The following is a 15850-nucleotide window of genomic DNA, read 5'->3' as shown; positions in this document are numbered from 1 at the left end:
CAAATGGCCGTGAGCAAACAACAAACAGGACAGTCCTTCGTAAAGGACTGTCCTGTAGTGGGTTATTCTAGTTTTTAGCTGTCATTTCAAATAGCCCTGCTTCTTTTGCTGTTTGGAAACCGATATATACAAATGGGCCTAGTATCAGCCCGATCACTCCACCAAATACATATCCAAAATACATGGATAGAACTGTCGGCAAGGCGGCTAAGCCAATCGAATCTCCTAATACTTTTGGTTCTATAACTCGTCGAGCAACTAATAAAACTATCGTTAACACGATTAATTGGATTCCCATGGCCATATTCCCAATTATCATTGCTACTAATGCCCAAGGTACTAAGACAAGTGCCGGCCCTATGTAAAGCGGGATAATATCAACTACCCAAATAATAAGGGACAAAATTAAAGCAGCTTCAGGAGCAATGTATAATAAGCTTAAATAACATATAATAAATAGATAACTTTCCCTCGACAAAGACGTTATATAACGTCTTTGTCGAGGGAATATATGTGAATTCCTTCTGTCTTTTTGCGTACCCGACAACTGCATCCGGAGACCATTTATCCTGTAAGATTTTATCCTCCGTGTAACCTATAAACTCCCAGGCTTTCATCGCAGTGGAGTGGGCACCACAATTTTCACGATTGTTCTGATAAACGCGAGCGCCTGCGTCTGGATAATAGGCGAAGACTTTCGATTCGTATCAATTTGTTGCACGGAGCCTTATTTGAGTTCTCGTGTAATCGTGCTAACATGGCGACCTGTTTCTTTGGCTATCTCTCTAAGTGAAAGTCCCATTTTTTTATAAGCAACAATTTCGCCTCTCTCTGTATCGGTTAAATGTGTAAAAGTTCGTTTTTTTGTGCTAGAATTACTCTGAGCCATCGTGAATTACCCCCGTGAGTTTATTTGTCTTGGTCAACATTAATACTACACGATTTCACGGTGGCTTTCTATTTTATTTAACTGTTGCATTTGATTTTACAATGAACCCAATAATACCTTAATAATAGTGCCTTATTTATCTCTTGACATAGTCCTCGTTCCTATATAAGGAGCGACTCATATCTTCCATAACAATACCCTTTCCACATTCATTTCAATCCACGATCCTGTATAAGGAGCGACTTGAAGTCATTCAGCAAAGTTCATCATGATATGATTTCAATCCACGCTCCTGTATAAGGAGCGACTCTAGTTTCTTCTGGAGTTGGATATCGTTATTAAAATTTCAATCCACGCTCCTGTATAAGGAGCGACACAATGCCATGGAAGCGTTGAATCGTTGGAACATTATTTCAATCCACGCTCCTGTATAAGGAGCGACGAAAATGTAAACGATGAATTGCGGTCTGCTTTAGATTTCAATCCACGCTCCTGTATAAGGAGCGACACGTTTGAGAAATAAATTTAACATGATTTGTGTTATTTCAATCCACGCTCCTGTATAAGGAGCGACGGGCAGGATAATTACCATGTTCGCCACTTCTGGAATTTCAATCCACGCTCCTGTATAAGGAGCGACCCCAAACAGCTTGACCTGTAGGGTCGTTAGAGTATTTCAATCCACGCTCCTGTATAAGGAGCGACACATGTGTTTGCGTTGACAACCAATGATTTAGACGAATTTCAATCCACGCTCCTGTATAAGGAGCGACCTTTAAAACTGTTTCTTTGCTAGTGCCTAGATAATTTCAATCCACGCTCCTGTATAAGGAGCGACTTCATTGTTCCTATAGTGGATAAACCGAAGACAATTTCAATCCACGCTCCTGTATAAGGAGCGACCATTGCAAGCATAAGAGCAGGAAACAACATGCAATTATTTCAATCCACGCTCCTGTATAAGGAGCGACAGAAGTTACCCCGAACATTTTGATTGGAAAAAAATTTCAATCCACGCTCCTGTATAAGGAGCGACGACGATCCGATGGACAATTACGATTGGTTGGACATGATTTCAATCCACGCTCCTGTATAAGGAGCGACGGTAACCTAAATACGCAATGACGATACCTGCTATGATTTCAATCCACGCTCCTGTATAAGGAGCGACGCGTACAAACAATAGTAGAAATATTACGATTCGTAATTTCAATCCACGCTCCTGTATAAGGAGCGACCCCCATGACCTTATCCCAAATGTCAGATATAGTAATTTCAATCCACGCTCCTGTATAAGGAGCGACGGGCTTGTGGATGACGACAAGTTAAACGTTCTGGAATTTCAATCCACGCTCCTGTATAAGGAGCGACATCAGGTTTAGACAACTACATCGGAGAGAGCAAATTTCAATCCACGCTCCTGTATAAGGAGCGACAGACGATTCGTCATGATCGTCATATTCTTCAAACATTTCAATCCACGCTCCTGTATAAGGAGCGACGGATTTGAATGCGTGCAGCCGATCACCAAACAAATTTCAATCCACGCTCCTGTATAAGGAGCGACTTTAGTTTCATGTACAGCGCCAGCTAATTCAAATTCATTTCAATCCACGCTCCTGTATAAGGAGCGACTAGATTTTATTGATCAATGATTCATCCCAGATGGTATTTCAATCCACGCTCCTGTATAAGGAGCGACGTCACGATTCATGAAACGTTTCAAATCGGGGTTGTAATTTCAATCCACGCTCCTGTATAAGGAGCGACGACGACGCAGGTGGCACGATTGAAAAAGTTGGCATTTCAATCCACGCTCCTGTATAAGGAGCGACGGAGATTATGGCCCGAAGACAAAAGCGGAATTGGAATTTCAATCCACGCTCCTGTATAAGGAGCGACAACACCCTGGGTAAGCAAGACGACATTCGAGGTATTTCAATCCACGCTCCTGTATAAGGAGCGACATTGTCACGTCTTCATTTCTTTAGGTAGTTTGTATATTTCAATCCACGCTCCTGTATAAGGAGCGACGTCATCATAAACGTACTTAGGTTGCTGTTTTTTATTTCAATCCACGCTCCTGTATAAGGAGCGACCCGCGGTAGCTTTTTCTGTTCAGCGAAACTTTAAATTTCAATCCACGCTCCTGTATAAGGAGCGACTATTCAAAGCTAGCAGAAGACCTGGAATTTAAAATTTCAATCCACGCTCCTGTATAAGGAGCGACGAAAATAAAGTGAAATCGGAGGTTGCTTAAATGATTTCAATCCACGCTCCTGTATAAGGAGCGACTACGCAGTTGATGATGTTCCTGCCAAGAAAAAGATTTCAATCCACGCTCCTGTATAAGGAGCGACTCATTTATGAAGGTGATGAAGTTGACTATGAAATATTTCAATCCACGCTCCTGTATAAGGAGCGACAAGATCGCTGAAAACATTAGTAGAGAGCCGGATATTTCAATCCACGCTCCTGTATAAGGAGCGACGGCAGTAATACAAAAGGCTGTTAATCCGCACTTTATTTCAATCCACGCTCCTGTATAAGGAGCGACCCGCCACCCCCGAGTATATTCTGTCTTACTTACTATTTCAATCCACGCTCCTGTATAAGGAGCGACCTGGCCGAACCACAAATTGGATCATGGACTGGTCGATTTCAATCCACGCTCCTGTATAAGGAGCGACGTTTAAACCAAGGAGGAAAAACAATGAAATATTTTATTTCAATCCACGCTCCTGTATAAGGAGCGACGCCTTACACAGAGTATTTGTATGAGTTGAATGGAATTTCAATCCACGCTCCTGTATAAGGAGCGACAACTATTTCACTATGATTCACAGCAAGCCGACAGTATTTCAATCCACGCTCCTGTATAAGGAGCGACGAAATAGTAAGGTTTCTGCTGAAATAAAAAGATTATTTCAATCCACGCTCCTGTATAAGGAGCGACTTGTCCCCGACTGGTTCAAAGACAGGGATAAAAAATTTCAATCCACGCTCCTGTATAAGGAGCGACTCACAACGAGTATAGGGTAGACCCATACCTCTAACATTTCAATCCACGCTCCTGTATAAGGAGCGACATATCCCTCATCTTCTAATTCTTCATCTTCTAATTCTTCATCTACTAATATTTCAATCCACGCTCCTGTATAAGGAGCGACGGTCTAACACTATCCATTCAACACCACCAAATTATTTCAATCCACGCTCCTGTATAAGGAGCGACCATTATATGTTAGATCAAAAAGTAGCGATCATGTGATTTCAATCCACGCTCCTGTATAAGGAGCGACGTTGTAATTTATCGTTTTGATTGGTTTTACTTTCAATTTCAATCCACGCTCCTGTATAAGGAGCGACGGACACCGCACCTTGACGATACTGGGCAATTAGTGGCATTTCAATCCACGCTCCTGTATAAGGAGCGACTGCCACAGCTTCTTGCATGTTTGGTAGCATGTGTATTTCAATCCACGCTCCTGTATAAGGAGCGACAGAAAACGGTGTGGATTTCGCTCAGATTACCAAAATTTCAATCCACGCTCCTGTATAAGGAGCGACACAAATTAGAGCGGGTCAAGAGGGCATTAATTGATTTCAATCCACGCTCCTGTATAAGGAGCGACAACCTCTACTCGCATACAGGCCACCCCCATCCATTTATTTCAATCCACGCTCCTGTATAAGGAGCGACGGAGATTTATATATTTATAGCTAATTAAAGGAGATTTCAATCCACGCTCCTGTATAAGGAGCGACTGTCTGTACGATAATATACGATGAGTTTTTACTTATTTCAATCCACGCTCCTGTATAAGGAGCGACTAGGTAATTCACGCTCACTGTTAATTACCCCAAATTTCAATCCACGCTCCTGTATAAGGAGCGACTTCTCCTCTTCCCTCTCCGAGATGATCTGTTTGATATTTCAATCCACGCTCCTGTATAAGGAGCGACATAAGAAATTGAGTAAGAAAATAAAGCGTCAGAAATTTCAATCCACGCTCCTGTATAAGGAGCGACCGTGATATTTATAAGCTTCATGGGCGTTATTGGAATTTCAATCCACGCTCCTGTATAAGGAGCGACTCCCCCGCATCCTCCGAAAGCCAAACTGGATTATTGATTTCAATCCACGCTCCTGTATAAGGAGCGACCGCCGTTTTCTGCATCCGTAACGGTACAATCTTGATTTCAATCCACGCTCCTGTATAAGGAGCGACTTTATCAAGTTGCCACAAAGGAATCTGCAAGAAATTTCAATCCACGCTCCTGTATAAGGAGCGACCTAATTCTGCTGTCAAGATTATCAAATAAAGGGATTTCAATCCACGCTCCTGTATAAGGAGCGACTTTTGCTGTTTCTAAATATTCCTTATACTTTTCAATTTCAATCCACGCTCCTGTATAAGGAGCGACTTCAACACTTGAACAAAATAAACATTTGGTAAATATTTCAATCCACGCTCCTGTATAAGGAGCGACAAGCCGTTAACCAAAAACGGTGCTCATACTAAGAATTTCAATCCACGCTCCTGTATAAGGAGCGACGCAGGACGATTGGATGATCCGCCTAAATTACGTATTTCAATCCACGCTCCTGTATAAGGAGCGACAGGGGGACAGATTGGAGAAGTACAGATTTAAAGGATTTCAATCCACGCTCCTGTATAAGGAGCGACAGTTAAGAAGGACGAGCCTAAGCAAGCTGAGGAAATTTCAATCCACGCTCCTGTATAAGGAGCGACGAGGAAATCAATAGATGGAGTTTTGCTATCAGAGATTTCAATCCACGCTCCTGTATAAGGAGCGACCCTTAACCCTGTATAGATCATAATCAGCACCGTATCAATATTTCAATCCACGCTCCTGTATAAGGAGCGACTCTGTCATTTCTGCCGCCTTAAAAAGAGGGAAAATTTCAATCCACGCTCCTGTATAAGGAGCGACGGCCTGGCATTGATTCCAATATTTCGTTAGTTTCATTTCAATCCACGCTCCTGTATAAGGAGCGACAAGATACTTCATAAGGAGGTGCGCTAGATGTTTATTTCAATCCACGCTCCTGTATAAGGAGCGACAATATCCGAACGGAAGAAAAACACGTAATTCGATATTTCAATCCACGCTCCTGTATAAGGAGCGACAATATCCGAACGGAAGAAAAACACGTAATTCGATATTTCAATCCACGCTCCTGTATAAGGAGCGACAATATCCGAACGGAAGAAAAACACGTAATTCGATATTTCAATCCACGCTCCTGTATAAGGAGCGACAATAAAATAATACTTGTGGCAGACGCGCATTTTAATTTCAATCCACGCTCCTGTATAAGGAGCGACACGAATCAATAAAAAATTAGGAGGAATCAAAAATATTTCAATCCACGCTCCTGTATAAGGAGCGACTAATGTTAAGTATATAGATTTTGAAAATATAAGGATTTCAATCCACGCTCCTGTATAAGGAGCGACCGATTATTTATTTATTTCCATATCTAAATGATAAGATTTCAATCCACGCTCCTGTATAAGGAGCGACATTTATTCGGTACTACCATAACCTAAGAAGGTTATTTCAATCCACGCTCCTGTATAAGGAGCGACACAGAGCGCTCGCGTATTAACTGATTTATATGATATTTCAATCCACGCTCCTGTATAAGGAGCGACGAATAGCCACAACGGTTGCATTTTAATTTCCCAATTTCAATCCACGCTCCTGTATAAGGAGCGACACCAGCGTAGATCAATCGGCCAAATCGCTACACAATTTCAATCCACGCTCCTGTATAAGGAGCGACGTATCGTCTCCTAAATTCTCGAAAGACCTAGCAAGATTTCAATCCACGCTCCTGTATAAGGAGCGACTAATCCAGCCATCGCTAAATAAGACATGCCTTCAATTTCAATCCACGCTCCTGTATAAGGAGCGACGGTGCTGTATATGCCTAGCGTCCTGCAAAATGTAATTTCAATCCACGCTCCTGTATAAGGAGCGACATTAGGTGCAGACGGCCCGTATCTAGCTGGAGATAATTTCAATCCACGCTCCTGTATAAGGAGCGACAGATTTGCTGAGCAAAACCTTAACTTGCAAATTATTTCAATCCACGCTCCTGTATAAGGAGCGACGATGAAAACATACGAATTTGTAGAAAGGAATGGGTGATTTCAATCCACGCTCCTGTATAAGGAGCGACGTTTCCTGTTGCTCCACTAGCAACTGTACCGATTATTTCAATCCACGCTCCTGTATAAGGAGCGACGGCGAGCGCGGTGAAGCAGGTTTAAAATATGTTATTATTTCAATCCACGCTCCTGTATAAGGAGCGACGTTTTAATGATGGGGCAGGTTGGTATGTAAGAATCATTTCAATCCACGCTCCTGTATAAGGAGCGACTAATTAAAGGGGGAAAATTATAATGGCAGAGTGATTTCAATCCACGCTCCTGTATAAGGAGCGACGTTGTATTTGCTCCACTACTTCTGTTCTAAATCATTTCAATCCACGCTCCTGTATAAGGAGCGACTGCCAACAGTGTAGGCAAGCCTGGGGTAGTTGATATTTCAATCCACGCTCCTGTATAAGGAGCGACCCCACTTGATTGTCTGGCAGGCCACCATCAATTTATTTCAATCCACGCTCCTGTATAAGGAGCGACTCTCTTTGCTTACAGTTTCAACGATGAGCCAGTGATTTCAATCCACGCTCCTGTATAAGGAGCGACTGCGATATGTAGGTATCGCTATAACTCAAACACTATATGTTGTGTTGACAGGTGAATATTTATTACCACGAGTTAAATATATACAAAAATTCAAGTGATTTTAACATGGATTTTACGCGAACCTCCCAGTACTTTTATGTTCACTTAAGGTTCGCCTCTCTTAAAAAATTAAAGGTTTATCCACTTTAATTGCAGGTTTCGCACCCACATGTTTCACTTTTGCTTCATGATTATTACCTAAACGATAATAACGTAAACTATCAACTGAAGGATCTATTATTTCTTCAAGTGCTATTTCAAGTTGACGTAATTGCGTACTATCTACAATACATTCAAATACGGAATTTTGTACACGAACGCCATATTCTTCACATTTTTTTGCAACTTTTCGTAAACGCTTTTTGCCACCATTCGTATATGTCTGTACATCGTATGTTACTAAGACTAACATATTCAAACACCTACCTTATCAAAATAGGAGGATAAGCATCAAGATCTCCGCGTAAATATCGAGCTAATAATAGTGCTTGTACATGAGGGACTAATCCCCACGGTATCTTTTCTTTTAAATAAGGATGTGTAATGTCTTCTTGTTTTTCCTTTTGCCATAATTGCAAGAAGGTACGTCTAGCCTCATCAGTTAAAATTACCGCTTTATTCTCTTTAACTATAAAATCTTTAGAGCTTATTTGTTTACGATTTATTATTTTCAAGACAAATCTATCTGCAATAATGGATCGTAACTCTTCCATAATATCAAGCGCTAATGAAGTTCTTCCTGGTCGGTCTCGATGCAAAAAACCTACATACGAATCCAGGCCTACACCTTCAAGCGCAGCAGCTGATTCTGATGCCAGCAGAGAATAAGCAAAAGATAGCAACGCATTAACTGGGTCTAGTGGTGGTCTGCGATTACGTTCATGAAAGAAAAACACATCTTTTTGCTGTAATATAGATTCGGTGAATACACTATAATAATTACTCGCAGCATTTCCTTCAATTCCCCGCAATTCATCTAAATCATTGCACTCTGAAGCCACTATTCTAGACTCTTGTAATCTATCGATAACTTGATTGATTCGGTTGACATCAACTCTTAATGCATGATCTCTCACTGTTCTTTTTAACAGTTGTTCGCTGTTGAAAATTTTCCCTATAATCATATGCCTAGCAATTTTCGAACTATCTTCCTCGTTATCTGATAAACGGTATTGTTTCTTTCTTAAAGCTACATTACCATTAGTCTCTCCAGTTAAACGGCCCCGAAATCGTCCGCTACTGGTAAAAAAAGTTAAACTGATATTTTGCTTCATGCATTCTCCCATTAATGCAGGGCTCGCACCTTGGTGTCCAAAAGTACATATCGCTTCAATATTATGTAATGGGATACGTGCAATCGATTCATTTGTTTTTAATAAATTAAGATTTTTTCCTTTTAACGCTAAATACATATCAGGTTCAGAAACATAAACGGTATTTAATAATTGTTTCAATCTGCAAACATCCTATTCATATATGTGGATACTTTCTCTCTTTCCAAAAGCTCTGGTAAACATATATTTCTCAGTGAGCAACGCAGGCAGTGTTTTCCTGTTTTCACACGCGGGGTATAGCGTTTCTGATAATAATGGTGCATTTCTTTTACCATTGCTTCTACACGCTGTTTCATATCATCTGTAATATTTAGGATTTCACGGCGTTTTATTTCATTATAATAAAGAGCCGCTTCATGAATCTTTGTTCCAAGCATTTCCTCTAAACAGATAATTTGGGCGACTAATTGCAAAGTATCTGCATCATGTTTCTTTGGTTTCCCGCGTTTATACTCAATCGGCATAGCACGATAAAGACCTTCTTCTTGATTTAATGGAATACCATCGTCATCTTGGATGAATTCAACCATATCACATATACCGCTAAGTCCTAACTCTCTGGAATGCACGGGCATAGCACGAACATAAATGGTTTCACCTCTTTTTTCTCGTACAAAGGGGTTATCCGTTTTTTCATGAAGATCATTTCCTTCAACTGTTAATACATTTTCTTCCCATTCCTGTTCAATATGAATCAATGCCCATTGCCTTCTACAAAAAGCAAAGTGTTGTATACCGGATAATAATAGATATTCTTCTTCCTTATAGTCCGTCATATGCCTCTTCAGCCAGTCCATCTAATTGATCTACTGTAATCTCATAATTTTCAATCGACAGTGGAAAATCATCTTTAACTCTTTCTACATTTACAGAACGGTGTACCGCAGCTGAAGAATATTGGCCCAACTTCGAATTATGCTCCCACCAATACACTTTGTTCACTTCCATACTTCCATCCGGTCTTGCTGAGGAAGCATCGTTTGCAAATAATGTTTTTAGTGTTTCCTTTAATTTTTGGGCATCTTCGTAAGTAAATCCTGTCCGTTCAGCAAGTTGTGGATTAATACTGCCATAGAAGACGTACACGCCAAAATCCACTCTATGTTTATTACCCATTGTATCTGAAGTCTTTTGGCCGGGATTTTTTTCATTCGTAGTTGAATTCGCACTCTTCGTTATTTGCATACTCGAAATGTCGACAGGATCAATACTTGTAGCAGTATGAATAGATACTGGTCCCCGTACGCCTATCGACATTTTAGTTCCTTTAAATGCAAACACCTGTCCGAATGCACGAACATCATACCATATATCACTTGCAATCATTTCAGCGGTTTGTTCATCATTTCCAGATGCTTTAGATTTCGTTAACAATTTCCTTAGTTCTTCAACAGAATCAACACGATCTTTAATACTTCGGTATTCATCGGATCGTCTTTCATCTGATTGTACTAAAATGGATTCGCCTTCGTCTTGAAGACGGTTTCTTAACTTTCTTTTAATAGCTACATCCGATACTTCCCCGTGTCCGAAAAAATCCTGACGTGGCCGGTTACCATTTAGAGGATCACCGTTAGGATTAGCTTTGTCTACTGTAAATACTACTGCAAAATCAATTTTATGCTTCAATGACGTCATTTTTATTTTCCTCCTTTTTAGTGTATAAATCTTGAATTTGGCTGCTATATCCCAGTAAGAAAACTGGGCTGAGCGGTTCGTTTGTCATTTTTTCGACTGTAATTCTGTCTTCAATTTTTTGAAGAAGCATGGCATAAAAACCTGTACTGTTACCAGAACGTTCAAAGTATGGTGTTAACTGTTTGCGAATTACTAACCAAGTCCGTGCGGGATGCTGCGAAAATGCATTGAAATAGCGTGTTGCATTGGTAGCTCTATTATCTTGGCGCTCCTTCAGTATCCTTCTTTCCATGACTTCAGCAATACCTAACAAACGACCAAATAAATAATCTCGTGAACTATTGTTTTCTTGTAATGCCACTGTGTATCCCTCCCTTTCATATTGTTTATTAATAAGTGCACAGGCAATATTCAAAGTACTCCCCCACGATTCATTCGAATTATTGAAACTGAAAGGGTTTTTAACACGATTAAAAATAATTTGGACAATATCTTTCGGGATCGGCTTTTGTTCTATGATACAAGGAAGCAATCGTGTATATAATTCTTTTTTTATTCTGCTGTCAGCCTTGCTGCCATAAACTGCTTCAGCCATTCGATATGTTGATGGTGTACCGACATATGATTTTATTTTATTTGTCTCTTCCTCTTGATAGATTTGAAGCCATCGGCAAGAGGTGTGCCAATGCAGGATGGCTTTATAAAATAAATCGACTTTCAGATGTTGGTAATAAACAACCGCTAGCCTTCCCTTCGTTGCTGCATCAAGAGCTATCACAACAATATTTTCAAGGTTTTCTTTTTCTAAAGTATGATTCATTCCTTGCAGTGCTTTATTCAGTTCTTCAGCTACAAGATCTTCTGTAATTACTTGTTGCTCACCTAACTCTTGTAAACTTTGAGAAAATATATCTTCTTCAAATAATTCAGCAGTACTCTCAAAAGGTTCAGGTACTTCAGGTTGTTCTAACCCGAAAGTCACAAAATATCGTGAATCAACATATGTTCCTTGTCGCTGTATAAGCCATCGTAATGCATGGTGAGCCTGTTGCGACACGTCGTATCCAATTTGCACAGCTTCTGTCGGATTAGCAAAACGCCCGCGATATGTATAGCCGGAACTATCATTTGCAGAAATCAATTTAGCCATATCCCCTGCATTTCGAATACGGGATCCATGTTGAGTGGTTAAAGTTGTATAATTACCAGTAACATAGCAATAACCTTTCGTCTGTTCATTTGTCTTTTCCAAGAAGCGAATAAAGGAATCAAATAAACCCGAATCTTCCCAAACGACAGGTTCGTCCGGTGATTCATGCATTACATCAAACCGAACAAAAGCAGATAATGCGCCATTTGTCACCACTTTATAAATATCTGGCTTTTCACCTTTTTCTCTTGAAGGCCATTTATCAAATACCATATTACTTACGTCAACAGGGAGTATCTTCGCATTGACTAAGTCCTCTATAACACTTCCTTTTGAAATGTATGAATAGATTGCTTGAATCTTCCATGATGTCTGATCCGATTGTGCCCATTCTTTCATTTGTCTCGAGTAATCATTATAATGCTCTTCATGCTTAGCTGCTCCACCATGTTTGACATAATCTCCTGCAACATACGCTAATTTATCATGCATATAATGAGGGGCACTTGTATTACTTCTATTTGCCGAGGCTGTTGTCGCTGGGACAATCGTCCTTGCGTTTTCTTTTTCTATCACTTTCGCATTTGAAAACTCGCCCTCCGGCGTGATCAATATCTCTATTTGCGCACTTTGCATCACATGTGAAACAGGCAACAATGTCATCCGTTGTTTGCGCCTTTCCTCAAACTTACCAACCTGCGACTGATTATGATCGTATACTTGACTCAATTGCTGCATCCAACTCATTTTTCCACCCCCTTAAACATATCTTCATACTCTTCTTCCACCGAAGTAAAGTTACTCCCTTTTTTAAACTGCTTCATTTTGTCTTTATGAATGGTTCTCACAATCTCACAATTCTCTGGTCGAATGAATGATATAATGCCGTTTCTCATTGTAGGCACCCATAAACGCGTTTGAAATGATTCCTGGTCCCCTTCATCCGGATACGTGAATCCATGAAACATCGGACCAAAACTTACTTCCCCATAATCATCATAAAAACTCTCTCCTTCTCCAAACTGACATGCTTCCACATACCCCTGGCATTCTCTTGTTCCAAGGAAAACATCTCTACGCCCGCCTCTTTTAACGGAACGTTTCGCGATATTGTGATGCTTATGTTCGTTATAGTCATAGGCTAGATCTGGTCTGTTCTCATTAAATTCAAAATGAGCTCGGACTTGATATATCGGATTACGTAAATACGTATAATACATTAAATCATTACCATCGTTTTGGTACTTTATTGGACGAACAGCCTTGACCTCTGTTTGAATAGAGTTCATCACACGAACTTCATCGATATACCATGTAATGGTTGGTTTCCAATAGACAGATTCAACAATCCCTTTTAATGCTTGATAAGTAGGTATTTGATAAGTAAACTTCTCGCCACCAATACGTGTCACAGGATCTGTAAATAGCGCATATTTGCCATGGACAACAAATTCAATTTGATTTCTCATCGGTATCACCTCCTTAAAAGTTATAAGTTTCCAGTTCCGCTTGCCCCTCTAAAGTTACTCCAAATTGCTCATTATAAGCTTTGTCATTTAGACAATATATCGAATCATTATATAGTGATTCAATCAGGTTCTCGGAATCCAACGCTTGTAATTCATATTCATAGAGATTAACACTATATTGCTGTGCTTTTTTCATAAGTTGATTAAATAGTGTATAGTCTTGTATATCTTCATTTAAGCTGGTAATTATGTTTTTACCTTCTCTAAAAGGGACAAGCACAGCAGTAGTTGGGGAAGATATTGCTTCAAAATAGCGCTCAACCGTCTTAAACATTCCGGTAGACTTTGTTTGAGGTCTTTTTTTCGAAGCGAATGATCCATCTAATAATGAAATTAATTCATTGTCTAAACCTTTTGGTGTTTTTAAAATTTCGCGATTAGCTTGCGCTTGGAAATGAGTAAAATACATCTTAATGGCTTCTGGACTGAGTAAATTATCAGCATATTGTGGGTCTGACAAAATGTAATTTAATGTTACTTCACCACCAATGCGGATCTCGGGCAACTTAGATAGATGTTCATCTTTAGCCCGAACAATATAAACATCACCGGTTTCTAACTCCCCGTTTCGATTACAACGTCCGGCCGCTTGGGCAATTGAATCTAATCCAGCTAAAGACCTTACGACTGATTCAAAACTAATATCAACCCCAGCTTCAATTAGCTGTGTACTTATACAAATTACCTTTTCTTTTCCTAACTTTCCTTTTATTTCCTCGAGTTGTTCTTTACGGTGGGCGGGACACATAGAGGTACTTAAATGAACAACATGGGCTGTTTCCTGTTCTGCTAATAGCTCATATAATTTTCTCACCGCTGTTTTTGTATTTAAAATGATTAAGACAGAATTCGATTCCTGCATTATTTTTTCAACAAATTCTGCAACGGTTTCGGCACCCCACCCTTCAGGATCGACTTTATTATGGATGGAAACTCTTTTAAATGCGTCCACTACTTTATTTAGATTTGGAACCATCTCCGCATTTTCCTTCAACATAATCGAGGTTTCCATCTTATCAACTGCTGGCTGCGTTGCAGTGCATAACAAAATACTGCTGTTTCCTACTGTATTCAGGAAATTAACGGCAGTATTAAATAAAGGATAGTGTTGAAATGGTACAGATTGCACTTCATCAAAAACAATAACTGCGTTGGTTAAATTATGTAACCGACGGCTTTTTCGCGTTCCTTTTTGATAAAAGGCATCCAAAAATTGCACCATTGTCGTAAAGACAATTGGGTAATCCCAGTTATCCCTTCCTAATTGTAATTTTTTATGATGTTTTATTTGATAATAATCTGCTTCTTCATCTAGGCTGTCATCGTCTATCACATTTGCATGATGCTCAAGCACCGCATCAGGCTGCTTAATAATATCCCTCACTGCATCTGCATTTTGTTCCAATATTGTAGTGTAGGGCACCACATAAATAATCCGAGATTTATAATGAATCTGAGCGTGTTTTAGTGCATAACGTAAACTTGCAAAAGTTTTTCCACCACCTGTTGGAATAGTTAATGTGTAGATAGCAGATGATTCGCTCGCAAATTGATCACATTTTTCAGACATTTCGTTCCGTAATTTATTTATTGGTGTAACATCACCTTGCTGCCAATCTGCTACTGTTTCCATTAGATGTTTATAACCCTTATCAAAAACGCTTTCATTATCTGATATTGGATATTCTTCATTTTCCTCAAAACATCTTGTATTAGTACGGTCTGCATCGATTAAGCAACTAAACACTAATTTTTGCATAAGATTTAAATACACGTTTGGTTTTTGAAGTGGTTGTATCTTCCCCATAAACCCTCGAAATTCATTTATCGCCTCTTCGATAAGGTGTCTCACTTTCTCTGTATTTCCTTCAATAGATTCAAAGTTTTTAACGACTTCATCATAGTAAGGTAATTCTTCATTTGTAACGCGTCTTAAATAATCGGATGGTTTTAGATCAAGCTGTAAAAAGTTTTGTAAACCTGAATGATGCGATAAAATTGCCATGCCAATTGTTTCAACAACATAATTTTGCAAATTGTCCTTGCCATAATAATTGTTGTATAAGTATTTCGCACCTGCTGTTGAATGATCTATCTTTTTCTTTGCCACATTTTTTTCTATGACAGCTTTTTTTAGATATGTAGTGAAATGCTGGGTGAACTTGCCCATATCATGCAAAAAACCAGCTAATTCTGAATGCGCTCCAAGATTTGTAAATTCTCCATATTGACGAGCCAAAAAAGCAACCTCTTCTATGTGTGTCTGTACAGATTGTTCAGCAAAATCATTTTGCCTTATATGTGCTAGTAACAAAGAAAACACATCCCTCACCTAAGAAAGTATTATTAACTAGGAAAAATGTACCATTAAATCCAGTATAAACCACATATAATAAAATTGATAGTTTAAAATGTAGAACTTATGAATATTTTGTTTTCACTTAAGATCGTAAACTTCAGCATCAAGTTTCTTTGTGGAGAAAAAATGCCACAATAATGGTCTGCTTTGTACCAATTATACATTCTTG

At 39.4% G+C, this 15850-nt stretch carries 9 protein-coding genes and 1 CRISPR repeat array; all 9 genes read right to left on the bottom strand.

Features of this window, described 5'->3' with window-relative positions:
• Positions 1-67 precede the first annotated feature (67 nt).
• Positions 68-553, bottom strand: coding sequence for an AI-2E family transporter (locus OLD84_RS04865; RefSeq protein WP_209463602.1), 486 nt, complete (start codon positions 551-553; stop codon positions 68-70).
• Positions 554-727: 174 nt separating this feature from the next.
• Positions 728-889, bottom strand: a complete 162-nt coding sequence (locus OLD84_RS04860) for a helix-turn-helix domain-containing protein (RefSeq protein WP_209463603.1) — start codon at positions 887-889, stop codon at positions 728-730.
• Positions 890-1100: 211 nt separating this feature from the next.
• A CRISPR array of direct repeats spans positions 1101-7632; the repeat unit is 32 nt; unit sequence ATTTCAATCCACGCTCCTGTATAAGGAGCGAC.
• A 160-nt stretch (positions 7633-7792) separates the two neighbouring features.
• Positions 7793-8083 carry a CRISPR-associated endonuclease Cas2 gene (gene cas2 / locus OLD84_RS04855; protein ID WP_209464664.1) on the bottom strand — a complete coding sequence of 97 codons (291 nt, stop codon included), beginning with the start codon at positions 8081-8083 and terminating at the stop codon, positions 7793-7795.
• A 10-nt stretch (positions 8084-8093) separates the two neighbouring features.
• Positions 8094-9125, bottom strand: a complete 1032-nt coding sequence (cas1c, locus tag OLD84_RS04850) for a type I-C CRISPR-associated endonuclease Cas1c (RefSeq protein WP_209464665.1) — start codon at positions 9123-9125, stop codon at positions 8094-8096.
• The gene (cas4, locus tag OLD84_RS04845) at positions 9122-9781 is read right to left on the bottom strand and encodes a CRISPR-associated protein Cas4 (protein WP_209464666.1); all 660 of its coding nucleotides are present in this window, start codon (positions 9779-9781) and stop codon (positions 9122-9124) included. The genes cas1c and cas4 overlap by 4 nt, the downstream gene beginning before the upstream one ends.
• Positions 9768-10643, bottom strand: coding sequence for a type I-C CRISPR-associated protein Cas7/Csd2 (gene cas7c / locus OLD84_RS04840; RefSeq protein WP_209464667.1), 876 nt, complete (start codon positions 10641-10643; stop codon positions 9768-9770). The genes cas4 and cas7c overlap by 14 nt, the downstream gene beginning before the upstream one ends.
• Positions 10624-12540, bottom strand: coding sequence for a type I-C CRISPR-associated protein Cas8c/Csd1 (cas8c, locus tag OLD84_RS04835; protein WP_209464668.1), 1917 nt, complete (start codon positions 12538-12540; stop codon positions 10624-10626). Before cas8c ends, cas7c begins: the two co-directional genes overlap by 20 nt.
• Complete coding sequence (gene cas5c / locus OLD84_RS04830) at positions 12537-13262, bottom strand: type I-C CRISPR-associated protein Cas5c (RefSeq protein ID WP_209464669.1); 726 nt, start codon at positions 13260-13262, stop codon at positions 12537-12539. The genes cas8c and cas5c overlap by 4 nt, the downstream gene beginning before the upstream one ends.
• A 13-nt stretch (positions 13263-13275) precedes the next feature.
• The gene (gene cas3, locus OLD84_RS04825; protein WP_209464670.1) at positions 13276-15636 is read right to left on the bottom strand and encodes a CRISPR-associated helicase Cas3'; all 2361 of its coding nucleotides are present in this window, start codon (positions 15634-15636) and stop codon (positions 13276-13278) included.
• Positions 15637-15850: the final 214 nt, after the last annotated feature.

This window comes from Virgibacillus natechei (assembly GCF_026013645.1).
In the GTDB taxonomy this organism is placed as follows: domain Bacteria; phylum Bacillota; class Bacilli; order Bacillales; family Amphibacillaceae; genus Virgibacillus_L; species Virgibacillus_L natechei.
The sequence above is the reverse complement of the archived record's forward strand: the minus strand, read 5'-3'. Positions and strand labels throughout refer to the sequence as shown.

Coding starts and splice junctions, on each gene's coding strand:
- OLD84_RS04865 (WP_209463602.1), bottom strand. CDS start 553: ATGCAGTTGTCGGGTACGCAAAAAGACAGAAGGAATTCACATATATTC.
- OLD84_RS04860 (WP_209463603.1), bottom strand. CDS start 889: ATGGCTCAGAGTAATTCTAGCACAAAAAAACGAACTTTTACACATTTA.
- cas2 (WP_209464664.1), bottom strand. CDS start 8,083: ATGTTAGTCTTAGTAACATACGATGTACAGACATATACGAATGGTGGC.
- cas4 (WP_209464666.1), bottom strand. CDS start 9,781: ATGACGGACTATAAGGAAGAAGAATATCTATTATTATCCGGTATACAA.
- cas7c (WP_209464667.1), bottom strand. CDS start 10,643: ATGACGTCATTGAAGCATAAAATTGATTTTGCAGTAGTATTTACAGTA.
- cas8c (WP_209464668.1), bottom strand. CDS start 12,540: ATGAGTTGGATGCAGCAATTGAGTCAAGTATACGATCATAATCAGTCG.
- cas5c (WP_209464669.1), bottom strand. CDS start 13,262: ATGAGAAATCAAATTGAATTTGTTGTCCATGGCAAATATGCGCTATTT.